The organism is Streptomyces sp. NPDC057249 (genome assembly GCF_042669245.1).
GTDB lineage: Bacteria > Actinomycetota > Actinomycetes > Streptomycetales > Streptomycetaceae > Streptomyces.
Map to the genome: position 1 here is coordinate 547709 of NZ_JBHUXS010000002.1, position 26498 is coordinate 574206.

Annotated in this window: 18 protein-coding genes and 1 pseudogene; 4 read left to right on the forward strand and 15 right to left on the reverse strand. The window is 71.7% G+C overall.

Annotation, left to right across the window (positions count from 1 at the left end; all coding sequences use genetic code 11):
- Nucleotides 1-108: 108 nt before the first annotated feature.
- The 3 genes from ACFUJY_RS06005 to ACFUJY_RS06015 all read right to left on the reverse strand — a co-directional run bounded on the left by ACFUJY_RS06005 (nucleotide 109) and on the right by ACFUJY_RS06015 (nucleotide 4343).
- Nucleotides 109-1971 carry an ATP-binding cassette domain-containing protein gene (locus ACFUJY_RS06005; protein WP_383295124.1) on the reverse strand — a complete coding sequence of 621 codons (1863 nt, stop codon included), beginning with the start codon at nucleotides 1969-1971 and terminating at the stop codon, nucleotides 109-111.
- A gap of 203 nt (nucleotides 1972-2174) precedes the next feature.
- Entirely contained in the window at nucleotides 2175-2939 is a 765-nt protein-coding gene (locus ACFUJY_RS06010; RefSeq protein WP_383295127.1) for an NUDIX domain-containing protein, read from the reverse strand.
- Between the two features lie 99 nt (nucleotides 2940-3038).
- Nucleotides 3039-4343, reverse strand: coding sequence for a DUF4192 domain-containing protein (locus ACFUJY_RS06015; protein WP_383295130.1), 1305 nt, complete (start codon nucleotides 4341-4343; stop codon nucleotides 3039-3041).
- A 111-nt stretch (nucleotides 4344-4454) separates the two neighbouring features.
- Between ACFUJY_RS06015 and ACFUJY_RS06020 the strand changes: the two genes are divergently transcribed.
- Nucleotides 4455-6626 (forward strand): RecQ family ATP-dependent DNA helicase, encoded by a 2172-nt coding sequence (locus ACFUJY_RS06020; RefSeq protein WP_383295132.1) that lies wholly within the window; start codon nucleotides 4455-4457, stop codon nucleotides 6624-6626.
- Between the two features lie 218 nt (nucleotides 6627-6844).
- Complete coding sequence (locus ACFUJY_RS06025; RefSeq protein WP_383295135.1) at nucleotides 6845-7474, forward strand: hypothetical protein; 630 nt, start codon at nucleotides 6845-6847, stop codon at nucleotides 7472-7474.
- 104 nt (nucleotides 7475-7578) lie between these two features.
- On the opposite strand, the gene ACFUJY_RS06030 is transcribed toward ACFUJY_RS06025, so the two are convergent.
- From ACFUJY_RS06030 to ACFUJY_RS06055, 6 genes are all read right to left on the reverse strand, one after another.
- Nucleotides 7579-8193: a hypothetical protein gene (locus ACFUJY_RS06030; protein WP_383295138.1), complete on the reverse strand. Its 615-nt coding sequence runs from the start codon at nucleotides 8191-8193 to the stop codon at nucleotides 7579-7581.
- 61 nt (nucleotides 8194-8254) lie between these two features.
- Entirely contained in the window at nucleotides 8255-8965 is a 711-nt protein-coding gene (locus ACFUJY_RS06035; RefSeq protein WP_383295141.1) for a ribonuclease HII, read from the reverse strand.
- A gap of 822 nt (nucleotides 8966-9787) precedes the next feature.
- The gene (locus ACFUJY_RS06040) at nucleotides 9788-11305 is read right to left on the reverse strand and encodes a DUF4153 domain-containing protein (protein ID WP_383295144.1); all 1518 of its coding nucleotides are present in this window, start codon (nucleotides 11303-11305) and stop codon (nucleotides 9788-9790) included.
- Nucleotides 11306-11920: 615 nt separating this feature from the next.
- Complete coding sequence (locus tag ACFUJY_RS06045) at nucleotides 11921-12817, reverse strand: ADP-ribosylglycohydrolase family protein (protein ID WP_383295147.1); 897 nt, start codon at nucleotides 12815-12817, stop codon at nucleotides 11921-11923.
- A 10-nt stretch (nucleotides 12818-12827) separates the two neighbouring features.
- Nucleotides 12828-13487 carry a histidine phosphatase family protein gene (locus ACFUJY_RS06050; protein ID WP_383295150.1) on the reverse strand — a complete coding sequence of 220 codons (660 nt, stop codon included), beginning with the start codon at nucleotides 13485-13487 and terminating at the stop codon, nucleotides 12828-12830.
- An 88-nt stretch (nucleotides 13488-13575) separates the two neighbouring features.
- Complete coding sequence (locus ACFUJY_RS06055; protein WP_383295153.1) at nucleotides 13576-14181, reverse strand: YdbC family protein; 606 nt, start codon at nucleotides 14179-14181, stop codon at nucleotides 13576-13578.
- Between the two features lie 191 nt (nucleotides 14182-14372).
- Here ACFUJY_RS06055 and ACFUJY_RS06060 point away from each other — a divergent pair, with 191 nt between their 5' ends.
- Nucleotides 14373-14909 carry a TerD family protein gene (locus ACFUJY_RS06060; RefSeq protein WP_383295156.1) on the forward strand — a complete coding sequence of 179 codons (537 nt, stop codon included), beginning with the start codon at nucleotides 14373-14375 and terminating at the stop codon, nucleotides 14907-14909.
- Nucleotides 14910-14975: 66 nt separating this feature from the next.
- Here ACFUJY_RS06060 and ACFUJY_RS06065 read toward each other — a convergent pair whose 3' ends face one another.
- Together ACFUJY_RS06065 and nrdR are read right to left on the reverse strand one after the other, a co-directional pair.
- Entirely contained in the window at nucleotides 14976-17879 is a 2904-nt protein-coding gene (locus tag ACFUJY_RS06065; protein WP_383295159.1) for a vitamin B12-dependent ribonucleotide reductase, read from the reverse strand.
- 164 nt (nucleotides 17880-18043) lie between these two features.
- A complete protein-coding gene (gene nrdR / locus ACFUJY_RS06070; RefSeq protein WP_383295162.1) occupies nucleotides 18044-18556 on the reverse strand; it encodes a transcriptional regulator NrdR in 513 nt (170 codons plus the stop codon).
- A gap of 516 nt (nucleotides 18557-19072) precedes the next feature.
- Between nrdR and lexA the strand changes: the two genes are divergently transcribed.
- Complete coding sequence (gene lexA / locus ACFUJY_RS06075; RefSeq protein WP_026171816.1) at nucleotides 19073-19867, forward strand: transcriptional repressor LexA; 795 nt, start codon at nucleotides 19073-19075, stop codon at nucleotides 19865-19867.
- Between the two features lie 89 nt (nucleotides 19868-19956).
- Here lexA and ACFUJY_RS06080 read toward each other — a convergent pair whose 3' ends face one another.
- The 4 genes and pseudogenes from ACFUJY_RS06080 to ACFUJY_RS06095 form a co-directional block, all read right to left on the reverse strand.
- Nucleotides 19957-21927, reverse strand: a complete 1971-nt coding sequence (locus tag ACFUJY_RS06080) for an ATP-dependent DNA helicase (RefSeq protein ID WP_383295166.1) — start codon at nucleotides 21925-21927, stop codon at nucleotides 19957-19959.
- A 50-nt stretch (nucleotides 21928-21977) separates the two neighbouring features.
- A complete protein-coding gene (locus tag ACFUJY_RS06085) occupies nucleotides 21978-23813 on the reverse strand; it encodes an IucA/IucC family protein (protein WP_383295169.1) in 1836 nt (611 codons plus the stop codon).
- 60 nt (nucleotides 23814-23873) lie between these two features.
- Nucleotides 23874-24425, reverse strand: a pseudogene (locus ACFUJY_RS06090) (GNAT family N-acetyltransferase); the annotation flags it as partial.
- Between the two features lie 132 nt (nucleotides 24426-24557).
- Entirely contained in the window at nucleotides 24558-26489 is a 1932-nt protein-coding gene (locus tag ACFUJY_RS06095; protein WP_383295172.1) for an IucA/IucC family protein, read from the reverse strand.
- Nucleotides 26490-26498 lie beyond the last annotated feature (9 nt).

Below are 26498 nucleotides of genomic sequence, written 5' to 3' on the forward strand. Positions count from 1 at the left end.
CACGAAAGGGTGATCGGCACCCACCCCTCAATTGACGCCTTACTGGTATAAACGGGACGTTTCACCGAAGGGCTCGCGAAGGCGGCCGCCTCCCGTCATGCCGCGCACTCACCAACGGACCCTCCCACGCAGGCTGGTGAGCAGGAACGCACAGGTCAGGGCGGACAGGGACAGCACCAGGGCCGCACCCACGGGATGCGCCACGATCCGCGCGCCGGCCACCATCCACCGGTCCACCTCCCCCGGCCACCGGAGCCAGGCCAGATCCCGCAGCCGACCGGGAAGCCCAGCCATCGAACGCGTGGCCGTCGCCTTCGGCATCCGCTCGACGAGCGGCACCATCACCACGGGTACGGCGAGCACAGCGGCGATGCCCGCGGCCGTCACCCGGAAGATGCCTGCGGCCAGCAGCCCGGCCCAGGCACAGCCGACCGTCAGCGCGAACCAGCTCACCGCGAGCGACACCACGCCGGAGGGGACGGAGAGCAGGCTCCCGCCGTAGACGACGCGCAGGGCCGCGGCCGAGCTCAGCACGACGAGCAACGCCAGCAGCAGGGCGACCGCCCCGGACACCGCCAGCTTGGCGAGGAGCAGTCCGAGTCTTCGGGGGACACTCCCCCGCCCGGCGGCCAGTGCCGGATAGCGGAACTCGTCGCCGAAGGAGAGCGCTCCGAGAAGCCCTGCGCCGAGTGCGGCGGGCGGAAGCGGCAGCAACGAGGGCCAAGCCGCGATGACGTGCGTAAGCGGGGTACGGCCGTCACGGGCCAGCAGTACGGAGAGACCCAGTGAAGCGGCCAGAACGACGGCCACGATCACGGTCGTCGTCCGCACACCGAACAGGCGGCGCAGTTCGTACCGCACGGGCCGCAACGGCCCTCGGGGCGGGCGCCGCCTGATCGGGGGCGGGAGCTCGCCTCGCGCGGGGGGCCGCGTGGAGCGGGAGGGGGCACCGGAGTTGTCACCGACGGCTCTCCGCGATGGCGCGCCACGGCCACCGGCTCCGGCCGGCCGCGCCGGGGCGCCCTCGCCCTGAGCCTCGCGGACGACACCGGTGCCGACCGTGCCGGTGGCCCGAGCGCCGGCGGCGACCGCGGGACGCGCGTCCCCCACTTCGTCGGCGAGCTGGTGAACGGGGAGCCCGTGCCGGAACGCGGCGTCGCCCACTTCCGCGCAGCTGCTGCCGTAGACGGAGAGCCTGTTGCCCGCCGCCTCGGTGACGACCTCCACGTACCGTCGGGCAGCACGCGCTTCCCTGCTGACGATGGCGCCGAGGCGGGCGGCCTGCGGAGAACGGACCGCCACACGAGGCCGCAGGCGGGTGCGGGAGAAGGCCGCCCCGTCCTGGTCGGCGACCACACGTCCGCCGTCGAGGGTGACCACATGACCCGCCGAGCGTGCCGCCTCCTTGGGGTCCCTGGTCGCGAACAGTACGGTTCCGCCCCGCTCGGCGTGGGAACGCAGCAATCCGTGCAGCCAGTCGGCCTCTCTCGGCGCCAGGCCCTCCGTCGGATCGTCCAGAAGGAGCGTGTGCGGGTCCCCGAGCAACGCGCAGGCCAGCGCCAGCCGGCGGTCCATACCGAGGGAGAGCGTGGCGATGCGGTGATCCCTCAGACCGGCAAGGCCCACCGCGTCGAGCAGTTCGTCGGCCCTGGAGACGGGTACTCCGGCCGCGGGGCAGAGCATGCGCAGCTGGCCTCGAACCGTGCGGGCGGGGTGCCCCGGCACGTCCCCCAGCACCGCTCCCACCTCACCGGCCGGGTTCGCGACGCGATGCAGCGGCCGGCCCCGGTAGTAGGTGACTCCCCGCCCCCGTTCGAGTTCGAGCATCAACCGCAGGGCCGCGGTCTTTCCGGAACCCGGCGCCCCCAGCAGCGCGGTGACGCACCCCGGCTCCGCGTCGAAGGTGAGGTCGTCCACGGCGGGGGCCTGTCCACGGGAGGGGGCGCTGGTGAGTCCGATGGCCTGCAGCATCGCTTCTCTCGCAGGGAATGGGACGGCGAGGACGGAGCCGTCCGACGGCGAGTGAGTACCGCAGTACGATAACTCTATATATCGGACTTATGGCGCAATGCTGACGGCGTGGCGGCTCGAAGAGCTCCGTCCAGGACGGACGGGGCCTCAAGCCCCGGGTCTCGGACCCCGGGCCTCAGACCTCGGGCCTCAGACCTCGGGCCTCAGACCTCGGGCCTCAGCATCGGCGGGTTGAGCACAGTCGCCGTGCCCGTCCGGAACAACTGGGCCGGACGGCCGCCCTGCCGGGTGGTGGTCCCCCCGGTGGGCACCAGGAACCCTGGCGTACCCGTCACCTTGCGATGGAAGTTCCTGGGATCCAGCACTACGCCCCACACCGCCTCGTAGACGCGACGCAGCTCGCCGACCGTGAAGGCGGGCGGACAGAAGGCGGTGGCCAGCGAGGAGTACTCGATCTTGGACCGGGCCCGCTCGACCCCGTCGGCGAGGATTTTCGCGTGGTCAAAGGCCAACGGCGCCTGATGCTCGCCGTCCGGGGCGTAGCCGCCCTCGGGCCCGAGCAGGTCCTCGACGGGAGCCCATCGCGCGCTGTTCGCGTCACCGCCCGCCCTGGGAGCAGGCAGATCGGGGGCCAGCGCGAGATGGGCGACGCTCACGACCCTCATCCTCGGATCCCGAGCGGGGTCCCCGTACGTGGCGAGCTGTTCCAGGTGGGCGCCGTTGCCGACGGCCGGGGCCGACGGGTCCTGCGCGCACAGACCGGTCTCCTCCACAAGCTCTCGTGCCGCCGCGGCCCCGAGATCCTCGTCGGCCTTGACGAACCCTCCCGGCAGGGCCCACCTGCCCTGGAACGGCGTCTCACCCCGACGCACCACCAGGGCGCAGAGGGCGTGCCGACGCACCGTGAGCACCACCAGGTCGACGGTGACGGCGAACGGCGGGAAAGTCGACGGGTCGTAGGGCGGCATGCCGCGATCATAGTCGTCTTCCTGACGATAAACACTCCCTTCCCGGCGACTCTTCACCGGTCTCACGTGCGGCGCCGCGGACCGGCGCCGCACGTGGTCTCAACGGCCGGTCCTGGTCCCGCGACGCCCCTGCGCCCCGGGCCGGGCGGGCCGCCGCCTGTCCGCCGCGCCAGAGCCGGGACGAGTGGAACCGGGCCGCGTCCTGGCACGCCCGGCCGGCCTCACCCGTGCGGAACGGGCCCCCGCGACCCGTTCCGCACGCCGGCCCTGTCGGGCTGCCCTCATGCTGCGCTCGCCGCGCAGGCAGCGCCGTAGTGTTTCCGGGTCGAGCCCTTGATTGCATGCCTCGTGCAGCAGTTGCGCGAAGGTGTAATGCGGATCGAGGCGCAGAGCGAGCCCCAGCGCGACGCGTGCGGCCGGTTCGTCGCCGGTCGACCAGGAGACCCATCCCGCCAGAGTGAGAGGGGCTGCGGCGTGCTCTTCGTACGGGGCGACGCAGCGGCGGGCCAGTGCTCGCCAGAGCCGCAGGGCGGCATGCGCCTTCGGGCCTTCCATCCACTCAGCCGCCCGGTCCCGGGTCTCCCTGTCCTGGAGACCGAGAATCATCGACGCCGCCTCTTCGTCGCTGATCAGCCGGTCGTCGTTGATATCCGCGAGGGACGGCGCCGACACGGGCGCCTTCCCGAGGCGGTGGATCAGGCGGTCGGCGAGTTTCAGCGTCTCGCCCGCGAGCTCCCGGCGCCGCTCCTGGTCGAGCAGCAAGGGCACCATCGCGCTGCCCGCCGCGTCCAGGGCACTCTGCTGGGCGGCTCCCGATGTGCGAGTCAGCGGCGTGAGCCTCGCCTCCATCTCACGCAGCGACCCCCGCACCTGGATGCCGGCATAGGTGGCCGCCGCCGCCATGACCGAGGTGCCCGGCATGGCCAGAAGATTTCCTTCGGCCGGGCAGCAGCGGGCATCCGGGCAGACGTAGGACCAGAAGCGGTTGCCCGAGATACACAGCGCTTCGAGGACCGGCACGTCCAGCGCTCCGCACGCCGTACGCAACCGCTGGGCGAACGGCCTCAGACGCTCCATGGTCCGGTTTCCCGTCTCACCGTCCACCGGGTCCTGGCAGAGGAAGACGACGATGGCGTCGGGCCGCGCGTCACGTCGCTCGCTTCCCTTGATCAGGCATTCGGCGAGCTGCTCGGCGACAGACGGCCACTCCTGTGGAGACTGCGGGATGCCGAGCCTGAGCCTGGCTCCGAACCGGCCTCGGCCACCGTGCAGGGCAACCATGACCACGCTGTCGCTCGGATGGAAGCCCATGAGATACGGGAGAGCGTCGGCCAGTTCGGCCGGCCCGCGCAGGGTGATCTGCTGTTCCTCGGAGGGACCGGTTGATTCGGGGTGCTTGTTCATGATCAGACCGTCTCGCGGACTTCATGTTTCCGCTACCCCCTGTGGATAACTTATCCACAGCGAGTGATTGACTGTTCGCGGTTGTCGGAGCCATCAGGTTGCATGGGAGACATGACCAACGCAGACCGCGCAGAGCTCAGGGCTACGGCCGATTCCATACTGGCCCGACTCGTCGGAGACGCCTCCGGCACCGCGCGGCTGCGCGAAGACCAGTGGCGGGCCATCGAGGCACTCGTCGCGGACAAGCGACGAGCGCTGGTGGTCCAGCGCACCGGCTGGGGAAAGTCGGCGGTGTACTTCGTCGCCACCTCCCTTCTACGCACCCTCGGCGCCGGGCCGACGGTGATCATCTCGCCGCTGCTGGCGCTGATGCGCAACCAGGTCGCCGCGGCGGCCAGGGCCGGCATCACCGCGCGCACGATCAATTCGTCCAACACGGAGGAGTGGGACACCGTGCAGGCCGAGGTGGCCGCCGGTGAGGTCGATGTCCTGCTGGTCAGCCCCGAGCGCCTCAACAATCCCGACTTCCGCGACCAGGTACTGCCCCGGCTCGCCGCGACCACCGGGCTGCTCGTCGTGGACGAGGCGCACTGCATCTCCGACTGGGGCCATGACTTCCGGCCCGACTACCGCCGGTTGCGGACGATGCTCGCCGAACTTCCTCCCGGTGTGCCGGTGCTCGCCACCACCGCCACCGCGAACGCCCGGGTCACCGCTGACGTGGCGGAGCAGTTGGGTACCGGTTCCGGCGCGGACGCGCTTGTGCTGAGGGGCTCGCTGGACCGGGAGAGCCTGAGCCTCGGCGTGCTCCAACTACCCAACGCGGCCCACCGCCTGGCATGGCTGGGGGACCATCTCAAGGAGCTTCCGGGCTCGGGCATCATCTACACGCTGACGGTCGCGGCCGCCGAGGAGGTCACCGCGTACCTGCGTCAGTGCGGGCACACGGTCGCCTCCTACACCGGCCGCACCGAGAACGCGGAACGACAGCAGGCGGAGGACGACCTGCTGGCCAACCGGCTCAAGGCGCTGGTGGCGACTTCCGCGCTCGGCATGGGCTTCGACAAGCCCGACCTGGGCTTCGTCGTGCACCTCGGGTCGCCGTCCTCCCCCATCGCCTACTACCAGCAGGTGGGCCGGGCCGGACGCGGTGTCGAGCACGCCGAGGTGCTGCTCCTGCCAGGCAAGGAGGACGAAGCGATCTGGCGGTACTTCGCGTCGGTCGGCTTTCCGCCGGAGGAGCAGGTCCGGCGCACGATCGACGCGCTGGGCCAGGCCGGGAGGCCGCTTTCGCTGCCCGCCCTGGAGCCGCTGGTCGATCTACGGCGCGCACGGCTGGAAAGCATGCTCAAGGTGCTCGACGTCGACGGGGCGGTCAAGCGGGTGAAGGGCGGCTGGACCGCGACGGGCGAGCCCTGGGTCTACGACGCCGAACGCTACGCGTGGGTGGCCCGTCAACGCGCCGCCGAACAGCAGGCCATGCGCGACTACGCCACGACGGACGGCTGCCGGATGGAGTTCCTGCGCCGTCAGCTCGACGACGAGGAGGCGACCGCGTGCGGGCGGTGCGACAACTGCGCCGGCGGCCGGTTCGACATCGGGGTCTCCGACGCCGCTCTGGACACCGCGAAGGGGGAGCTGCGCAGGGCCGGGATCGAGGTGGAGCCCCGCAAGATGTGGCCGACCGGGCTCGCGTCGGTGGGTGTCGATCTCAAGGGCAGGATTCCGGCGTCGGAGCTCTCCGGCACCGGCCGGGCGCTGGGCCGACTCACCGACATCGGCTGGGGCAACAGGCTGCGCCCGATCCTGGCGGCGCAGGCACCCGACGCTCCGGTGCCGGGTGACGTGGCCGACGCCGTGGTGACCGTGCTGGCCGACTGGGCCAGGGGTCCCGGAGGCTGGGCGCCCGGGGCCGTCGACGCCGTTTCCCGCCCGGTCGGCGTCGTCACCATCACCTCGGACCGCAGACCCCAGCTCATCGAATCCCTCGGCAGGCACATCGCCGAAGTGGGCCGGATGCCCCTGCTGGGGCGTGTGGGCCTGGCACCGGACGCCGATGCCGTCCGGACCTCGCAGACCAACAGCGCGCAGCGGGTCCGCGCCCTGCACGAGCGACTGGTCGTCGCGCCCGAGCTCGCGGACGCCCTGGCGGCCGTGGACGGACCCATATTGCTGGTGGACGACCTGTCGGACACCGGCTGGACCCTCGCCGTGGCAGCCCGTCTGCTGCGCCGGGCCGGGGCGGAGGCGGTGTTTCCGCTGGTCCTCGCCGTCCAGGCGTGACGGGAGGCGTCAGGTGGGGCCGGACTGGGCAGGGATATCCGTGTCATTCCGGCTGAATACCGTCAGCCTCACCAATTGCTCGTTGCCGCCTGCCGATACGCCAGGAAGAATTGGACTCGCTCCCCGCACGGTCCTTTCGCGGGCCCGAAAGGGCTGTGCCGCGGCGCGCCCTCACCCGACCCTGCCCGCATCGTGGGCGCGTATGCGAAGGGAGGACCGTGACCTTCGGATTCGCTCCGTCCGCAGCCACTTCGATGTCGGCAGCCGCCGACTCCGCCAACCGCCTTGCCAGAATGCTCGAACCGGCTGAGTGGGCAGCGGCCGGAATACCCCTGCTGCGCAGCCCGCGTGAGGTGGTCAGCGGCCTGCACTCCAGGCACCGGCCGACGCCGGCCACCGCTGTGGTCGCCGTCTTGGACCACGAGGAGCGTCTGACGGCAAGCGCCTCATTCGCCCGCCGTTCGGTGACGGCCGACGGCTGGGAGTTCCGGAACTCACTGCTGGCACATCTGCGCCGCGTCATCCCCCATGATCTGCGCCGCCGTACCCCCGTCCGCACCGCGGTACTGCTCTACTGCCGCGAAGGGGACGAGCGTTGGACGGAGGAGGACGGAGCGTGGATGTGGGGGCTGCGCAACGCCTGCACACTGCACGGACTGCGGTGCGGCGCGTACATCACGCTGACCCGAGGCGGCTGGCAGGTGCTGGGCGAGGGTCGAGGCGGCCGCCGCCCGAACTCCATGTCGCAGCCGTCAGCCCTCGCCGACACCGCCCTGCCCGCCGAGCAGCTCCCCTCGCGCACCGGCGGCGGAGCAGCGCAGGCACTGCACCGTTCCGCCGCACGCTGACCGGGCGCGCTTCGGTGGCCCGGCCGCCCTTTCGGACAGCCGGGCCACCGGAGCCGCCGGGCCGTGCCGGACGGAGCCGGCCGCGGACCCGTCGGCGCTGAAGCTCAGACGCCGGCGCCGAGTGCGGCGTTGATCCGCTGCGGGTCGCCGCAGACGATCAGCAGCACACCGGCGCACTCGCGGGCCTTGACCAGCGCCCGTGCGGCCGCATCGTCCGCCGGACCGTTGACCGCGACGACCACCACGGGCCGGGGCTTGATCCGGTCGGCCGTGGCCGCGGCGAAGAAGACGTCGTCGCCCGCTTCGAGCTGGGCCCAGTACGCGGCCTCGCCGAAGGAGAGCTCGTGGGTCGCCCACGGGTGCTGCCCGCCCGTGGTCAGCACCAGGATGTCACCGGGTGCGCGGCCCGAGTCGAGCAGCAGGTCCACCGCCTCGTCGGCGGCGTCGAGCGCCCCGTCGGCCGATGCGGGGATGACCTGGAGCTGCGGCGCGGAACGATTCTCCGGCGGCGCCGTCCGGGGCCGGCCGGAGCTGGAGTGTTGACGCTGCGCCGGGGGCGCAGGCCGGGGGCCGGGGCCCGGGCGACCGGGACGCGGCGTGGCCGCTGAACGCGGACCGGGTACGGGACGAGGGGTCGACGCGGCGCGGCCGGTGGCCGGGGTGGCGCGGGGACCCTGGGCGCTCTCGTGAATCTGAGGCTCCTCGGGGATGAGAGGCATGGGTGGTTGTCTATCAAACGCCGATACCACGGGCATCGGCGGGTGGGCACATATGCGCGATTCAGAAGTCGAAGCCGAGCTGGCCCCCGCTTTCCAGTGCGGCCGCCTCGGCGGAGAAACGGACCTTCTTGAGGTGCTGCCACCTGGGCAGCGCGTCGAGGTAGGACCACGAGAGGCGGTGGTGGACGGTAGGCCCACGCTCCTCCAGTGCGGCCCTGTGCACGGGCGACGGATAGCCCGCGTTGGCGTCGAACGCGAAGTCCGCGTACTCCCCGCTCTGTCCGCCGAGTTCGGCCATCATGGCGTCCCGCCGGACCTTGGCGATCACCGATGCCGCGGCCACCGCGACGCAGGACTGGTCCCCCTTGATGACGGTACGGACCTGCCAAGGGCTGCCCAGGTAGTCGTGCTTGCCATCCAGGATCACCGCGTCGGGACGGACCGGCAGCGCCTCCAGGGCGCGTACGGCCGCGAGCCGGAGTGCGGCGGTCATGCCCAGGTCGTCGATCTCCTGGGGGGAGGCGTCACCGACGCCGTACGCGGTGACCCAGCTCTCCAACACCGGCGCGAGCTCCGCACGGCGCTTGGGGCTGATCAGCTTGGAGTCGGTGAGTCCGGCGGGGGGCCTGCGGAGACCGGTGACCGCGGCACACACCGTGACAGGCCCCGCCCACGCTCCGCGTCCGACCTCGTCGACACCGGCGACGATCTTGGCACCGGTGGTAGCGCGAAGTGAGCGCTCGACGGTGTGCGTGGGTGGTTCGTACGGCATGGCGTTTGTCAGCGTACGCCGAAGGGCACGCCAGGAACACCCCGGGGCGCCCCTCGCGGGCCCGCCCCGTTTGTCGCGCACCGGACGGCCCGCGCCGCACGGGTCCGGGCAGGGCCCTCGGCGGCCGGAGCAGAAGAACGGGACGGCGACCTGCGCGACGGCGACCCGACCCCGCCTCGCTCGACGCCGCCGCTCACCGCTTCGCTGATGAGGTCGGTGGTCGGCCGGATGACGCCGTCGAGGATCACCGACTGGAAGCGTTCTCCCGCGTCAGCGTCGCATTCGCGAATATCGCACGCGGGGCCGGGCCGGAGGCGGACAGCACGGCGTCACGCATGTCCGGCACAGCCGGGAGAGCCGTCGTGGACGTGGCCCGAGTCCGGGGCTCGACCCGGGACCGGCGTCGCACCGCGCAGCACCTCGGCCACCAGCTTCTCCTTGGAGGGCCCGCGCCGCAGTGGGCCGCCACGCCGCCACCCTTCCCGCCTGGGCACCGGTGGCCACGCCTCCCAGCGCCAGTCACATTGCAGCGCACCGCGCCCAGCCCTTCCAGCGCCGCTTCGGCCGTCGCGCGGTCCCGCACGGATCACCGCCGGCCAGGGGGTGCCACCGGCTGCCGAGGGGCGGCGGCCGCTCGCGAAGCGACCTTGCGCTTCTCTCCATCACACAGATCTGGTTCGCTCCTGCGAATTTTCCGGTATCGAGGCGCAGGGGCGGCGCGAGATTCCGGCTGCGGGCCGCCCTTCCCCGAGGTGCGGCCCGCCGCGATCGGCACAGGTGGGAGCGTGGCAGGACAACGCGACGGGACCGCTCACGGGTTGATCAGTACGGGTCGTACGGGTCGTAGACGTCGTCCGTCCCGCCGCCGCGCTCCTCGCCGTTGTCGCCCGTGCTCAGTCCCCGGCAGTCGAGTGCGCGGAAGCCGGGGTCCCAGTCGCCGAGGATGTCCCGGGCTCGCGACTCGCCCCAACTCGTCGCGTACCAGGGCTCGTCGGAGTTCCGGAGCCCGCGCTGGATGTCCTGCAACGCACAGGAGCGAAGCGGTTCGGGCAAGGTGTTGAGAGCGGGGACCGCGTCGGCCGACAGGCCCTTGAGGTATTCGATGTCGATCGAGTGGTCGTTGCGGTATCGCTGGACGTTCTGCTCGGCGATGAGCCCGTCGGGCGAGACGAGACCGAAGGCGAGCACGCCGACGGCCGCGCTCGCCGCGACCGCTCGCGGCAGGAGACGAGGGCCGAACACACCGGCCGCCATGATCAGTACGAGGATGACGCCGAGCCAGAGCTCCACGGCGGCCACCGAAATCCTGAGCCTGGTCAGGCCGTACGCGTCGACGTAGAGGTCCATGCGCCGCAGGGCCGAGGCGACGACGACAAGGGTCAGGAAGCACAGGGTGCCGAGCACGGAGCGGACGAGGGTGCGGTCGCGGGTGCCTCCGCGCGGGGCCCAGCGGAGGGCGAGCGCGATGACTCCGAGCGTGAGCACCGTGGCCCAGAGCAGTTGCCAGAAGCCCTGGCGGGCGTATTCCGAGTAGCTCAGATCCGTCTCGGCCATCACCTTGTCGTATCCGCCGAGCAGCACCGTGAGCTGGATGGTGAGGAACGCCGCGAAGAGGAGGTTCAGAACGATCAGCGGGAGAGCCCATTCCAGCCGCCCGCGCGCCTTGCCCGGCCGTACCGTCAACCCGTCCCAGCGGACCGGGGCGGCGGCGGTGTAGGCGGCTGCGAGGGCGCCCACCAGGCCGAGGAGGCCCAGGAAGATCCGCCAGGGACCGTCACCGACCGACACGTCCGGGGTCAGGCTGCCCAGCAGGTCCGCGAAGGCGGCGTCGGCACTCGCGAAGAGCGCGCCGAACACGATGAGCAGGACGACGGCCACGGCCGCGGACCGGAACACGACGCCGAACCGGCCCCGGGACCCGGACATGCGCTCGCGCGCACCGCGGACGCCCCAGCCCAGAGACGCGAAGACGGAGGTGAACACACCGAGGGACCCCAGGAACACGCCGAGCCAGCTCCGGCTGCCGTGGAGCGCCAGCGAACCGAGTGCCAGCGCGGACACCATCGCCAGGAAGGTGGGCCAGCCGGCGTCCCGGAGCGCGGGAACGGCCAGCAGCGCCAGGCCACCGATCCCCCACACGGCGGTCCACGGACGAAGTCTGCGCCCCGCCGCCCGGGCGGAGACGTAGGCGCCGGCCGAGGCGGGGAGTGCCACGAGGAGCAGGTTCAGCCCGATGCCGTCGCCCAGCAGAACCATGCTGAGCAGGGCCGTCGCGATGGTGGCCCAGAGCGTGCCGGTGTGGACCGGACCGGGCTTCGCGGTCCGGAGCCGCGTCGTCACCGAAGGCGGTGGCTTGCCCCACGGGCTCGGCTGCCCCTGCCCGCCGGGGCGCTGCGCCGCGTAGGCGGGGATCTTGGGCGGTTCGGGCGTCCACGGCGCGCCGCCTCCTCCCGCCCCGCCTCCGCCTGCGGCTCGGGGGACGCCGGCCGTCGCGGGTATCCGCTCCCCCTGCGCCCCGACGGCCGCTGTCCCGGGCCTTTCCCGGCCGGGACCTTCTGGCACGCCACCACCGGGCACGCTCTGCTGCGGCGTGGCCTGCGCGGGCGTGGCCGGGTCGGGAAAGCCCTGGACCCGCTCGGCCCGGCCGGGGCCTGCCTGCTCGGGCGTGGCCTCGTCCGGCGTGGGCCGGGGTGAGGCGGGCTGGTCCGGCGCAGGCTCGGGCCGGGGTGAATCTGGCGGTGTTTCGGACACGGGACCCCTCCCCACCGGGGTCCGCTCACGCGAGCCCTGGGCAGCGCGCCGCCCCCCGGCGTCTCATTCGGTGCGCACCCGTCGTCATGATCACCGAGGGCGGCGTGGCCGAAAGAGTATCCCCGTGTCACGGCAGCCGGCCGTGAGGGGGAAGGCTGTGGCAGGACCGTGACAGTCGCGGCGGCGGCCCGGGCCCGGAACCCCCTAGCGGGGCGTCCAGCCGGGAAGGGGCTCCGTCTGTGCCGTCCAGTGCGCCGGAGGGGCGCCGGCGGTGCTGGCCGCGAGCACGCCGCCGACGATGGCGCAGGTCGTGTCCACGTCGCCGCCCGCCTGGGCCGTCACCCAGAACGCCTCTTCGAAGTCGCCGAGGCTCCGCGCCGCCGACCACAGGGCGAAGGGGACGGTGTCGTGCGCGCTGGTACGGCGCCCGTTGCCGAGGACCGCCGCGACGGTGCCCGCGTCCTTGTAGTCGAGCATGTCCCGGGCTCGTCGAAGCCCGGCACCGACGGCGCTGCGCGGGACGAGCGCCACGACGCCGTCCAGCAGGTCCTCCGGAGCGGGCGGCCCGGCCGGCGAGGCGACGAGCGCCGCTGCCGCCGCGACGGCCATCGCGCCCACTACGGCCTCGCGGTGCTGGTGCGTGGTGTACGAGGAGATCTCCGCCTGGTGGGTGGCCTGCTCGGGGTCGTCCGCGTACCAGGCGCCGAGCGGCGCGATACGCATCGAGGAGCCGTTGCCCCAGGAGCCCTGGCCGTTGAACAGCGAGGAGGCGAGCTCCCGCCAGTCGCCGCCCTCGCGGACCAGGCGCAGCATGCGGTTCACGGCCGGGCCGTATCCCCGGTCGAAGTCGTGGTGGTGCGCGAAGGACCGGGCCAGGGCGTCCTGGTCGATGCGGCCGTGCTCCCGGAGTACGGCCACGACGGAGCAGGCCATCTCCGTGTCGTCGGTCCACTGCCAGGGCCCGGCCGGCAGGGCGCGGTCCTTCAGGAGCGGATAGTTGGCGGGCACGAAGAACTGGGAGCCCAGGGCGTCTCCCACGGACAGGCCGCGCAGGCTGGCCAGGGCGCGTTCGAGGCGCTGGTCGGAAGCGGATTCGGTCATCGCTTCCACTCTATCCGGAGATGCCGTAGGGCTCAGGAGTACGCCAGCGCGCGAAGGGCCGGTCGAGCGTGTACCGCCCGTCCTCGCCGAGCACGAGCGTCCGGGATTCCCCGTTCCCGGGGTTGGAAAGCGACTCGAATTCGGCCACGGACCAGTGGAACCAGCGCATGCAGAAGAGCCGCATGGTCAGTCCGTGGGTGACCAGCAGGACGTTCGGCGGGTGGTCGGCGGCCTCGAAGCTGCGGTGCAGGCTCTCCAGGAAGGCGCCGACCCGGTCGTACACATCCGCCCCGGACTCGCCCTGTGCGAAACGGTAGAAGAAGTGCCCGTAGGCGTCGCGGTAGGCCTTCTGCAGCCTGACGTCGTCGCGGTCCTGCCAGTTCCCCCAGTCCTGCTCGCGCAGCCGGGGCTCCTCGCGGACCCGAACCCGCCCGGGGTCCAGGCCGAGGGCGGCGAAGGTCTCGTGGGTCCGTCGGTAGGGAGAGACGTACACGCTGACCCGCTCCTCCCCGAAGAGCCCGCGCAACCGCTCCCCCGCCTCGCGGGCCTGGCGCAACCCGGCGGGGGTGAGCCTCAGCGCGTGGTCGGGTTCGCGCTCGTACACGGTGTCGTCGGCGTTGCCCTCGGACTCACCGTGCCGGACAAGAACGATTCGTTGCGGTCGTGCCATACAACGACACTAGATCGAGTCATCGCCGTTCGAGCACCTGTCCGGAATTCGTCGGTGCATGTCGCCGCCGTACCCGCCGCTCGGGATGTCACACCGTCCAGGACGGTTCGAGCCGCACCACGTCGCCGGCGAGGGCCGCCACGTCGTCCTCCGTGCCCGCGCGCTGCGAGAGCCGGTCGACGCTGCCCGGCCGGTACTTGCCGCGTTCCGCGCTGGACTGCCACATCGACAGGACCAGGAACTCGTGCCCGGGCGCCTCGCCGAAGACCCCTCGCAGCATCCCCGGCGATCCCGCCATCGCCGGGTTCCACACCCGCTGCTGCATCAGCGCGAAGTGTTCGACCCGGTCCTCGTGGACCCGGCTGTGGGCGACCCGGAGCACATCCGCGTCGGTGAAGCGGGGTTCGAATCCGGTCTTCACGTCGAAGCGGTACTCGAAGAGCTTGACCTGGAGGTCCTGGTACGTGCCGGACTGCGCCGCGGCCAGGGCGTCGTGGCCGCGCGCCATGAAGGAGTCGTAGAAGACCCGGTTCTCCCAGAAGGCGAAGACGTGCGCCACCTCCGGCCGGACGCGGCTCCAGCCGCCGCCCTGCCCTCGGAACCCCGGCTCACCCCGCAGCCCCGCCCACTTCCGCTGCCCCTGTTCGAAACCCCGACGGTCCGACACACTGCAGCGAATCCACTTGACCAGCACGGCGCCATCGTACGGCCGTCGGAGGTGGCGTGGGTCACGCTCCCACGGAGTCCACCGGAACCGGCCGTCTCCCGCCCTATCCTGGCCCGTTTCAGCCGCTCGTCCCCAATCCGGTTGGTTCCGGGGCACGTTGCGGACATGATCGGGGGACGGAACCGGAGCGCCGTCCTCGCGCGCAGGAGGGAAGTCCGATGAGCACTCCCAACAAGGACCTCGACAAGGTCGAGGTGCGGATCAAGTGGGATCCCAGCGACCGGGGCGAGGCTCCCAACGACCTCGACATCATCGCGGCGACCTACCCGGCGGAAGAGCCGTACGGCGGTCCGGCGTACCTCGTCCACTTCGACAGCCGGGCGCCCGATGGCACGATCACGCTCGACCGGGACAGCAGGACGGGCCAGGGCCTCGGCTACGACGAGGTGATGACGCTGGAACTGGACCGGCTGTCCGACGCCTATGCGCGGGTCGTCGTCGGCGTCGCCATCCAGCAGCGCGACGGCCGGAAGACGTTCGGTGCCATAGAGAACACCCGGGTCCAGGTCCGCGAGGGTTACACGACGCTCGCGGAGGACGACTTCTCCTCCCTGGGGGGCGCCACCGCGGCCGTCGTGGCCGAGTTCGTACGGGACGAGTCGGGCGGCTGGCACTTCCACGGCACCGTCCGGGGCTTCGACGGCGATCCCGAGGAGTTCGCCGCGGCGATGGGCGGCCGTGCGTTCGGCGCCTAGGCGCCGCGTACGAGCGGTGCGGGCAGGCCTTCCGGGGAAGGCCTGCCCGCACTCGTCGTTCAGCGGTCAGCTGCAGCCGCTGGTGGAGCCGCAGCCCTCGCAGATGTAGCAGGAGCCGGCGCGCTGCATCTTCGTACCGCAGGAGAAGCAGAGCGGGGCGTCCGCGCTGATGCCGAGCTGCATCTCGACCAGCTCGGCCGAGGTGTGCGCCGTCCTCGGCTCGGCCTTCTCGGTCTCCCGGACCGGGGCGACCGCCTTGAGCGTCTCCGTCCGCACCGGGGCGGTCTGGGCCAGGGTCTCGGCCTCCAGCTGCTCCTCCTCGAACGTGGGCTCGTAGGAGCCGGTGTCGAGGTGGCGCTGACGCTCCTCGGCGGAGTGGATGCCGAGGGCCGAGCGGGTCTCGAAGGGCAGGAAGTCGAGCGCCAGGCGGCGGAAGATGTAGTCGACGATCGACTGCGCCATCCGCACGTCCGGGTCGTCCGTCATGCCGGCCGGCTCGAAGCGCATGTTGGTGAACTTCGAGACGTACGTCTCCAGCGGGACGCCGTACTGCAGGCCCACCGAGACCGCGATGGAGAAGGCGTCCATCATGCCGGCGAGGGTCGAGCCCTGCTTGGACATCTTCAGGAAGACCTCACCCAGGCCGTCGTCCGGGTAGGAGTTGGCCGTCATGTACCCCTCGGCGCCGCCCACCGTGAACGAGGTGGTGATGCCGGGCCGGCCCTTGGGCAGGCGCTTGCGGACCGGGCGGTACTCGACGACCTTCTCGACCGCGGTACGGATGGTGTCCTCGGCCTTGGCCGTGACGGCCTCCTTCTCCTTCTCCTTGGTCTTGGCGGAGAGGGGCTGGCCGACCTTGCAGTTGTCGCGGTAGATCGCGAGCGCCTTGACGCCCATCTTCCACGCCTCGAAGTAGACCTCCTCGACGTCCTCGACGGTGGCCGTCTCCGGCAGGTTCACCGTCTTGGAGAGGGCGCCGGAGATCCACGGCTGGATGGCCGCCATCATGCGGACGTGGCCCATGGCCGAGATGGACCGCTCGCCCATCGCGCAGTCGAAGACCTCGTAGTGCTCGGTCTTCAGGCCGGGGGCGTCGATCACATTGCCGTGCTCGGCGATGTGGGCGACGATCGCCTCGATCTGCTCCTCCTGGTAACCCAGGCGGCGGAGGGCCTGCGGGACGGTGCCGTTCACGATCTGCATCGAGCCGCCGCCGACCAGCTTCTTGAACTTGACCAGGGCGAGGTCGGGCTCGAGACCGGTGGTGTCGCAGGACATGGCGAGACCAATGGTGCCGGTGGGCGCGATGACCGACGCCTGCGCGTTACGGAAACCGTTCTTCGCGCCGAGCCGGAGCACGTCCTGCCACGCCTCGGTCGCGGCGGCCCAGATCGGGTTGTCCAGGTCGTCGGCGTGCACGGCCACGGCGTTGGCGTCGGCGTGCTGCTTCATGACGCGCTGGTGCGGCTTGGCGTTGCGGGCGTAGCCGTCGTACGGGCCGACCACGGCGGCGAGCTCGGCGGAGCGCTTGTACGAGGTGCCGGTCATCAGCGAGGTGATGGCGCCGGCGAGCGCGCGGCCGCCGTCGCTGTCGTACGCGTGGCCGGTCGCCATCAGCAGGGCGCCGAGGTTGGCGTAACCGATGCCGAGCTGACGGAAGGCGCGGGTGTTCTCGCCGATCTTCTCGGTCGGGAAGTCGGCGAAGCAGATGGAGATGTCCATCGCGGTGATGACCAGCTCGACGACCTTGGCGAAGCGCTCGGACTCGAAGGACTGGTTGCCCTTGCCGTCGTCCTTGAGGAACTTCATCAGGTTCAGCGAGGCGAGGTTGCACGAGGTGTTGTCCAGGTGCATGTACTCGCTGCACGGGTTCGAGCCGTTGATGCGGCCGGACTCGGGGCACGTGTGCCAGTGGTTGATCGTGTCGTCGTACTGGATGCCCGGGTCGGCGCAGGCCCAGGCGGCCTCGGCCATCTTGCGGAAGAGGGACTTCGCCTCGACCTCTTCGATGACGTCGCCGGTCATCCGGGCGCGCAGCCCGAACTTGCCGCCGGACTCGACGGCCTTCATGAACTCGTCGTTCACGCGGACCGAGTTGTTGGCGTTCTGGTACTGGACGGACGTGATGTCGTCGCCGCCCAGGTCCATGTCGAAGCCCGCGTCGCGCAGGGCGCGGATCTTCTCCTCCTCCTTCACCTTGGTCTCGATGAAGTTCTCGATGTCGGGGTGGTCGACGTCGAGGATGACCATCTTGGCCGCACGGCGGGTGGCGCCACCGGACTTGATCGTTCCGGCGGAGGCGTCGGCACCCCGCATGAAGGAGACGGGACCGGAGGCGTTGCCGCCGGAGGAGAGGAGTTCCTTGGAGGAACGGATACGGGAGAGGTTCAGGCCGGCCCCGGAGCCGCCCTTGAAGATCATGCCCTCTTCCTTGTACCAGTCGAGGATCGACTCCATGGAGTCGTCGACGGCCAGGATGAAGCAGGCGGAGACCTGCTGCGGCTGGGGCGTGCCGACGTTGAACCACACCGGGGAGTTGAAGCTGAAGATCTGGTGCAGGAGGGCGTACGCCAGCTCGTGCTCGAAGATCTCCGCGTCGGCGGGGGAAGCGAAGTACTGGTAGTCCTCGCCGGCCTTCCGGTACGTCTTGACGATCCGGTCGATCAGCTGCCGCAGACCGGTCTCGCGCTGCGGGGTGCCCACGGCGCCCCGGAAGTACTTGCTGGTGACGATGTTGACCGCGTTCACCGACCAGAAGTCGGGGAACTCGACGCCACGCTGCTCGAAGTTGATCGAGCCGTCGCGCCAGTTGGTCATGACGACGTCACGGCGCTCCCAGGACACCTCGTCGTACGGATGCACGCCGGGGGTGGTGTGGATGCGCTCGATTCGCAGGCCCTGCTTGGACGCAGTCGACTTGGTCCCCTTGGTGCGGGAACCCCGTGCCGGGCCGCTCGCCGTCTCTGTCATGCCGCCTCCCATATGTGGGCAAAAACGCCCTGAAGTGCCGAGAACTTCCCCGGGCACAATGTGTGTCTGATGCTTCGGCCGCCGTATTCGTCATACGCCGCCCGGAGCAAGGTCCTGGTGCCGGCCCGCGCGATCCCCGGATCGACGCGGCCGGCGACCGCCGATCAGTCGGCGGCGACGGCGGGGGCGGGGACCTCGGGGGTCTCGCCGCTCCCGCGTGATTCCGCGCGGGGCCGCCGCTCACGGAGTTCCGTGATGGCGGCCTCGAAGTCTTCGAGGCTGTCGAACGCCCGGTACACGGACGCGAAGCGCAGGTAGGCGACGAGGTCGAGTTCCTGCAGGGGGCCGAGGATGGCCAGACCCACGTCGTGCGTGGTCAGCTCGGCGCTGCCGGTCGCGCGCACCGCCTCCTCGACCCGCTGGCCCAGCTTGGCGAGGGCGTCCTCGGTGACGGGCCGCCCCTGGCACGCCTTGCGCACACCCGAGATGACCTTGGTGCGGCTGAAGGGCTCGGTGACCCCGCTCCGCTTGACCACCATGAGTGAACAGGTCTCCACCGTGGTGAAGCGGCGGGAGCAGTCGGGGCACTGGCGGCGCCGGCGGATCGAGGTCCCGTCGTCGGTGGTGCGACTGTCGACGACCCGGCTGTCGGGGTGCCTGCAGAAGGGGCAGTGCATGGCTCCCAACCCTCCTTCACAGCACGACTGAATAGCCTCTTCAGGCCCGGTCAGGGGCCTTCGAAGCGGTCTCAAGCATAGGCGATGACCGCACCCCCGTCGGACGGGGGACCACTACATTCGGGGCGGTCGGAAGTATCCAACCACTAGATCTTGGGTCCGGCCGCGCATTTGGCCCTAAGCGCGTGTCGCGCCGGAGGGCGGCCGGAAGGCAGCGTAAGGCCGACCACGAGGGTACGGGAAGCACCCGGACGACGGACGACCGGGAGGCCACCGGGCGACGGCCCCACAGGACGCCGCGCTACGGTCCTGGGGTGGCCGGGACCACCGCCGAAAACCGAGGCGACGCCCCCCGGCGGCGCGCCGCCGTCGCGCACCGTAGGCGGCTGCATACACCTGACAGTGGAGTCCCGACAGTCTTTTATTCGTTTTTCACTCGAACGTGTGTTTGGCGCAACCTTTCGAAAGCTACTACCGTTGTGCAGCCAGGGAGACCATTCGAGAGGGGCCGCCGACGTGACCACCACCGCAGACAGTGCCATCATCACTGCCCAGGACCGCTCCCAGAGCCGACTCGAGCCGGTGCATGCCATGAATGACTCAGTCACGAACACGGAGGGCCCGGAGCCCGGGCGCCCAGCGCGCTCGCTTCCCGGACGACCTCCCGGAATCCGGGCGGACAGCTCGGGGCTCACGGACCGGCAGCGGCGGGTGATCGAGGTCATCCGGGATTCCGTACAGCGACGCGGCTATCCGCCGTCGATGCGGGAGATCGGTCAGGCGGTGGGCCTCTCCAGCACCTCCTCCGTCGCCCATCAGCTGATGGCGCTGGAGCGCAAGGGCTTCCTGCGTCGCGACCCGCACCGCCCGCGGGCGTACGAGGTGCGCGGCTCGGACCAGCCGAGCACGCAGCCGACGGACACCACGGGCAAGCCCGCCGCCTCGTACGTGCCGCTGGTCGGCCGGATCGCAGCCGGTGGGCCGATCCTCGCCGAGGAGTCCGTCGAGGACGTCTTCCCGCTCCCCCGCCAGCTGGTGGGTGACGGCGAGCTCTTCGTGCTCAAGGTCGTCGGTGACTCGATGATCGAGGCGGCGATCTGTGACGGCGACTGGGTCACCGTGCGCCGTCAGCCCGTCGCGGAGAACGGCGACATCGTGGCGGCCATGCTGGACGGAGAGGCCACGGTGAAGCGCTTCAAGCGCGAGGACGGCCACGTCTGGCTGCTCCCGCACAACGCCGCGTACCAGCCGATCCCCGGCGACGAGGCGACGATCCTCGGCAAGGTCGTCGCCGTGCTGCGCAGGGTCTGAGACCCGCACCTCACGCTCTCTGGGAGAAGGGGCCCCGTTCCGGCATTCACGCCGGTCCAAGGGCCCCTTCTCGTGTACGCCGCCGAGGGCTACCGGCCGTCCGCCTTGGCCGCCGCGTCGATGGCGGCGAGCGAACGCCGGGCCTGGTTACGGTCGGTGGTGTACCAGAAATCGGGGAGCGAGGCCCGCAGATAGCTGCCGTAGCGTGCGGTGGCCAGGCGCGGATCGAGCACCGCGACGACCCCCTTGTCGCCCGTGGCCCGTACGAGACGGCCGGCGCCCTGCGCCATCAGCAGCGCGGCATGCGTGGCCGCCACCGCCATGAAGCCGTTGCCCCCGGCCTCCTCGACCGCCTTCTGGCGCGCGCTCATCAGCGGATCGTCGGGGCGCGGGAACGGAATCCGGTCCATGACCACCAGCTGACAGCTGGCTCCCGGCACGTCCACGCCCTGCCACAGCGACAGCGTGCCGAAAAGGCAGGTCTCCGGATCGGCGGCGAAATTCTTGATCAGCTCGCCCAGGGTCTCCTCGCCCTGGAGCAGGACCGGCTTGTCCAGCCGGCCGCGCAGCTCCTCGGCCGCCGCCTTGGCCGCCCGCATGGAGGAGAACAGGCCCAGCGTGCGCCCGCCGGCCGCCTCGATGAGCTCGGACAGCTCGTCCAGCATGTCCGTGCGGGAGCCCTCGCGCCCGGGCGTCGCCAGATGACGCGCGACGTACAGGATGCCCTGCTTCGGATAGTCGAACGGGGAGCCGACGTCCAGGCCCTTCCACTGCGGGACGTCCTCGCCCGCCGTGCCCTCGGTGGCGAGCCCCAGGGAGGCCCCGACACCGTTGAAGTCGCCGCCCAGCTTGAGCGTGGCGGAGGTGAGCACGACGGAGCGCTCCGCGAACAGCTTCTCGCGCAGCAGCCCGGAGACGGAGAGCGGGGCGACGCGCACCGAGGCGCCGAACCGGTCGTGGCGCTCGTACCAGACGACGTCGTACTCGGAGCCCTGCGTGATGCGCTCGGCGACCGCGTGGACGGACTCCACCGAGGCCAGCGCCTGCTTGCGGACCGCGTCCTCGTCCTGGACGGACTTGTCCCGCGTGGCGCCGATCGCGGAGATCACCGTGCGCGCGGCGTCCCGCAGGGCCATCAGCGCGTACCCCAGGTCCTCCGGCACCTCCTCCAGGCGGCCGGGCAGCGCCAGCTCCATGACCCGCTCGAAGCCCTCGGAGGCGGTCTGCAGCGCGTCGGCCGCCTTCTCGTTGACCAGCTTCGCGGCGCGGCGCACCGCGCGGTTGACCTGGCCGGGGGTGAGCTCGCCGGTGGCCACACCGGTGACCCGGGAGACCAGCTCGTGGGCCTCGTCCACGATCAGCACCTCGTGCTGCGGGAGCACCGGGGCGCCCTCGATGGCGTCGATCGCCAGGAGCGCGTGGTTGGTGACCACCACATCGGCGAGCTTGGCCCGCTCCCTGGCCTGCTCGGCGAAGCACTCCGCCCCGTACGCGCACTTGCTCGCGCCCAGGCACTCCCGCGAGGAGACCGAGATCTGCGCCCAGGCCCGGTCCGAGACACCGGGGGTGAGGTCGTCCCGGTCGCCCGTCTCGGTCTCGTCGGCCCAGTCGCGCATGCGCAGCAGGTCCTGGCCGAGCTTGCTGGACGGGGCCGCCGCCTCGAACTGGTCGAACAGCCCCTCCTCCTCGTCCTGCGGCACGCCCTCGTGGAGCCGGTGCAGACAGAGGTAGTTCGACCGGCCCTTGAGCATGGCGAATTGCGGCCGGCGGCGCAGCAGCGGATGCAGCGCGTCGACCGTACGCGGCAGATCGCGCTCCACGAGCTGGCGCTGAAGGGCCAGCGTCGCCGTGGCCACGACGACGCGCTCGCCGTGCGCCAGGGCCGGCACCAGGTAGCCGAGCGACTTGCCCGTCCCGGTGCCGGCCTGGACGAGCAGGTGGGATTGGTCGTCTACGGCCTCGGCGACGGCGGCGGCCATGGCGGCCTGGCCGGGCCTCTCCGTACCGCCGACGGCGGTCACGGCGGCGTGCAGGAGCTCGGGGAGGGATGGCTTCGTCATAGCCCGGCCAGCCTACGGGGCGCCACTGACATCGACGGGCACTCCCGGCCTCACTCGGAGGGGTGGAGCGGGTTGGCCACACTGCCGTGGACCGCCGCGTGCGGGCGTACGGGCCGGTCGCGGTAGCCGTCCAGATGCAGCCGGTTCCGGTTCAGACAGAGGCGGTCGATGCGCGGGGTGAGCATGTCGAACATCTCGAACCGCTCCTTCAGCTCGGGGAAGCGGGCGTGGTGGCGCAGGATCTCCGCCCGGACGAGTGACCAGAATGCGCCCTCGGGGACGCCGAGCTGTTCCTCGCAGAGCGGGGAGAGGAACCTGAAGACCCCGGTGAAGAGCCCGGAGTGGATGAACTGGGTCAGGAAGGCCGGTTCCTCGGTGAGCAGGACGCGGCGCACGTCCGCCGGCATCGTGTCGTGCTCGGGCAGTGGCTGCGCGCTCACGTTGACGTCGTCCACGAAGTCCTTGATCGCCAGGCGCACGGGCACGTCCTGCTCGTCGAAGACCACGATCGCGTTCTCGCCGTGCGGGGAGAAGACGGTGCCGTAGCGGTAGAGGAAGTGCAGCAGCGGCGGCAGCAGTGCGGCGAAGAGCCGGGTCAGCCAGACGGTGGGCGCCAGTCCGGAGCGGGCCACCAGCTCGGCGGTGAAGGCGCGTCCCTCGGGGTCGGTGTGGAGCAGGGAGGCGAGGGTGCGGGCCCGCTCCCCCGGTGCCAGGCGGGGCGGCAGCGGTTCACGCCAGATCGCCCCGAGGATCTCCTTGTACTGGTACGGCGCCTCGGGGAGGTGGTCGTACAGCGGGTGCTCGACGGTCACCGAGGCGACCTCACCGAGGAGGATCACGCCGCAGGAGTCGCGCAGGAACGAGTCGTTGTCGCGCAGCCCCTGGACCCAGCCGGTGACGGCCGGCGCGGCGATGGTGCGCTCGGTGGGCAGTCCGCGCCAGACCAGGGTGTTGAGGATCGACAGCGGCAGCTTGACGGTGTGCCGGTCGGGCCGGGCGAGGTTGGCGAAGGTACGGATGGACTGCTGTGGCAGCCGTACGTCCGGGTCGGCGGGGAGCGGCACGATGTCCCCGGCGGCGATGGCCGGTGCGAACAGGGGCACGATCCACTCGTCCCACTGCCAGGGATGGACCGGCAGGAAGTGGTAGCCGTCCGGGTCCAGGCCGCGTGCGCGCAGGCGGTCGGCGAAGGACGCACGGACGGCCGCGTCGAGCTCCTGGGTGTAGAGCTTGTCCGGGGTGGACAGGGCGGGCACGCCCCGGTACGCGGCGATCCGGTGGGAGACGGCGAGCCAGGGCAGCCGGACGGGCTCGCGGGCCTCGGGGGTGTAGCGGGCGGCGTCGGTGGCGGAGAAGCCGAGCCGGCCCTTGTTGGCGACGATCCAGGGGTGGCCGGTCTGGTGGCCCTCCAGTTCCGCATAGCCGAGGCCGGCCAGCTCGGCGGCGGTGAGCGCGGTGTGGGCGAGGCGGGCGTCCGCGGCGAGCGTGGTGGTCAGCTCGCGGAGGAGGTGGCCGAGCGTGGCGCCGTCCAGGCCGAGGAGGCGGCGGGCCCGGGTGACGAAGAGCAGCGGATCGCGGAACGGGACGCTGCCCCCGGCGGGGTCGGGGCCCTCTTCGCCGATCGATCCCGGGTCCACGCGCCAGCTCCCGTACACACCGCGCGTGGCGGTGAAGGAGAGGCTGCCGCCGTCGTCCAGCGGGAGGGTGTACGTGCTGCCGCCGGCGGTTCGCGGAGCCGGCTCGATGACTTCCTCGTAGGCGAATTCACCGAGCATCTTCGCGAGCATCCGGGAGGCGGCCCGGTCCCAGGCCACCCGGTTGAGCTCCGGGGTGTCGAGCAGTGCGGGCGGCTCCGTTGCGTCGTGGTGCGCAGGGTATTTCGGCACGGGGACTCCTCGGGTGGGAACCGATGGGGTTCGAGCGGTGCGGACGGGTCGGGGATGCGTTCATGGCAGGGTGCGGTGGGTTCGGTCGCGGACCATCAGCGCGGCCCGCTTGTCCGGGAGTTCGACCTCAGTGGAGAGGCGGAATCCGGCGCTCAGGAACGCGGAGACGGACCGGACGTTACGGACGTCGGGCTCGGCCACCACTCGTGTGCAGAGGGGGACGTGGTCGAGCACCAGGCCGGCCACGGCACGCAGCAGCGCCGTGCCGGTGCCGCGGCCCCGGTGGCGGCCCTCCCCGATGAGGAGGTGGACGCCCATGTCGTGCGGCCGGGCCGGGTAGTGGCGGGCGAGCGGGTCGAGGTCGGCGCGGTACAGCTCCCAGTAGCTCATGGGCGCGCCCGACAGCACCCCGACGCACGGGGTGCTGTGGCTGCCGTCGGCGAGCTGGGGGGCGAGGTGCCGCGCGGTGACGCCCTCGTCGCCGGCCAGCTCCCAGAAGGCGGCCACGACGGGGTCGTTCATCCAGCGCGTGAGGGTCGGCAGATCGCGTTCCGGGCGGACGGGGACGAGCCGGAACTCCCCGGCCGGTGTGGGCACGGGGGCCCAGTCCCCCCGGAGGGCGGGGCCGGCGGGCGCATCGGGGGGAGACACGGGCGGGGCTCCTCTCTCGGCTCTCGGCGAGCGGCGGCTTGCGGCGGTCCGCTTGCGGCCATCGGCCCTTCGGCCCCGGTCGCGGCCCTGCTGTCAGCCGTGCAGGGGGTTGGTGATGGTGACGTAGACGGACTGGGTGTCGACGGGCCCGACCAGTTCGTCGAGTCCGTGCAGGCGGGTCAGCATGTTGGCCTTGCAGCGCAGGCGCGGGTTGTCGAGCAGGTGGGCGGGGAACGGTGAGCCCAGGGCGCACGCCGACTTCAGGAAGCGCCGGAACGCGTCGATGAGCATCTGCTCGTCGGCGAGCCGCTGGGAGCCGAACGCCCCGATCAGTCCGAATACGTTGTTGATGCCGAGGTAGTAGGCGAAGCGTTCGTCGGTGACGGTGTCGGAGACGAAGGTGTCGCTGACCGATCCGATGCCGGGGAGCCTGTGATCGAGCGCGGTGCGGTGCGATTCCCGGAAGTAGTAGCCCTGATTGTCACGGTAACGGCCGCCGACGGGCCAGCCGTCCGGGTCCAGCAGGACGAGGGTGTTCTGCTGGTGGGCTTCGAGGGCGACCCCGGCGTGGGCGTCGAGCCAGAGCACCGGGTGGACGACGCGCTCCAGGTAGCGCAGGAACCACTCGGCGGCCACCGCGGTCGTCGTCCGCCCGGTGGCCGCGGCGAGGCGGTGGACCACGTCGGCGAGACGCGAGTGCAGTCCCGTCCGGCCCGGCCAGGGCCGAGGAGCGGTGAGCCCGGCGATGCACACGGCGTCGTCGTACCGGCTGAAGGGGTTGTGGCGCAGCATGACGTCGAGGCCGTGCACGGGCGCGCCGTCCGGGGTGTCGACGGCGAGCCAGGCGGGGTCGCGGACGATGTCGAAGCCGGGGTGCGCCGCGTGCCACTCGCGGGCGAGTCCGGTGCGGAGCAGCCGGTGGACCTCGACGCCCCGGTGAAGCTCCTTGCGGAGGTTCTCCCGGCGGGAGTTGGTGATCCGGACGCCGAGGGAGAGCTTCAGCATCAGGTCGGTCCCCGGCCGGTGCACGGTGCGCACCGAGGAGGTGGGGTGCCAGGGCGCGCCGTGGGGACCGAGGTCGTGCAGGAGGCCGGCGTCGAGCAGGGCGGCGGTTTCGGGCCTGCTCCGCAGCTCGCGGGCCTGCCAGGGGTGGAGGGGGAGGGGCGCGGTGTGCTCGGGGAGGGCCAGGCTCGGGGCGTGCCGGGCGACGAGGTCGGCGGCGGGCACGGGGCGGCCCTGGTCGGTCCACGCGGAGTCGGTGGCCAGCACGGAGCGGTCGGCGGCCACCCAGTGGAGCGGGAAGGAGCCGTGCAGCTCGGGTGAGTAGACGCGCGCTTCGGCGTCGGTGAGCCCTTCCCTGCTCTTGGGCGAAGGATGCAGGGGGTGGCCGAGCAGGAGGGACTGCTCCGCGGTGAGGAAGAGGTCCGCCTCCTCGGGGGCGGCGGGCCGGCGGCGTCGTTCCTCGATGAACGAGGCGGTACGCCGTACCGAGTCGGCGACCCGGCCGGCCATGTCGGCGCCGTCGTGGTGGCCGGCCTCGCGGCCGAGCAGGGCGGCCACGGTGACCGCGTCGGCGGTGGGCGCGTCGGCGGGCGCCCGTTCCAGGGCGGGGGGTCCGAAGCGGTGCCAGCCGGTGGCGGACCAGTGGCGGACGGGAACGAGCAGGGCGGTGCCGCTCGCGGGGAGCGGGACGCGCAGGGTCTGTCCGGCCGGGCGGGGCAGGTCGTTCTCGCGGACCCAGCAGCGCAGCAGGTTCTCGACGCCGGCGGCGTCGGCCGCGCGGAGCGGGTCGGGATGGTCGAGGGGGTCGGCGGCCGGGTGGTCCGGGGCGGCTGCGGCCGGGGCCTCCGGGTGTCCGGTGGTCTGCGGCGGGGTGGCGGGCCGCGACGCGTGCCACAGTTCGTGCGGGGTCTCCTTCTGGCGCGGCACGGTCGTCGCCTCGACGGCGAGCCCGCCGGGGGCCTCGGACTCGGGGAGGTGGCTGGGGGGAGGGCCGTCGGCCTCGGGCGCGGGGGTGGGGTTCACGGCGGTCTT

What these genes read in the sequence shown, in the direction of transcription:
- ACFUJY_RS06060 (WP_383295156.1), top strand. Translation starts at nt 14,373, where the DNA reads ATGAGCACTCCCAACAAGGACCTCGACAAGGTCGAGGTGCGGATCAAG.
- ACFUJY_RS06065 (WP_383295159.1), bottom strand. Translation starts at nt 17,879, where the DNA reads ATGACAGAGACGGCGAGCGGCCCGGCACGGGGTTCCCGCACCAAGGGG.
- ACFUJY_RS06020 (WP_383295132.1), top strand. Translation starts at nt 4,455, where the DNA reads ATGACCAACGCAGACCGCGCAGAGCTCAGGGCTACGGCCGATTCCATA.
- ACFUJY_RS06015 (WP_383295130.1), bottom strand. Translation starts at nt 4,343, where the DNA reads ATGAACAAGCACCCCGAATCAACCGGTCCCTCCGAGGAACAGCAGATC.
- ACFUJY_RS06005 (WP_383295124.1), bottom strand. Translation starts at nt 1,971, where the DNA reads ATGCTGCAGGCCATCGGACTCACCAGCGCCCCCTCCCGTGGACAGGCC.
- ACFUJY_RS06035 (WP_383295141.1), bottom strand. Translation starts at nt 8,965, where the DNA reads ATGCCGTACGAACCACCCACGCACACCGTCGAGCGCTCACTTCGCGCT.
- ACFUJY_RS06080 (WP_383295166.1), bottom strand. Translation starts at nt 21,927, where the DNA reads ATGACGAAGCCATCCCTCCCCGAGCTCCTGCACGCCGCCGTGACCGCC.
- ACFUJY_RS06010 (WP_383295127.1), bottom strand. Translation starts at nt 2,939, where the DNA reads ATGCCGCCCTACGACCCGTCGACTTTCCCGCCGTTCGCCGTCACCGTC.
- ACFUJY_RS06045 (WP_383295147.1), bottom strand. Translation starts at nt 12,817, where the DNA reads ATGACCGAATCCGCTTCCGACCAGCGCCTCGAACGCGCCCTGGCCAGC.
- nrdR (WP_383295162.1), bottom strand. Translation starts at nt 18,556, where the DNA reads ATGCACTGCCCCTTCTGCAGGCACCCCGACAGCCGGGTCGTCGACAGT.
- ACFUJY_RS06050 (WP_383295150.1), bottom strand. Translation starts at nt 13,487, where the DNA reads ATGGCACGACCGCAACGAATCGTTCTTGTCCGGCACGGTGAGTCCGAG.
- ACFUJY_RS06030 (WP_383295138.1), bottom strand. Translation starts at nt 8,193, where the DNA reads ATGCCTCTCATCCCCGAGGAGCCTCAGATTCACGAGAGCGCCCAGGGT.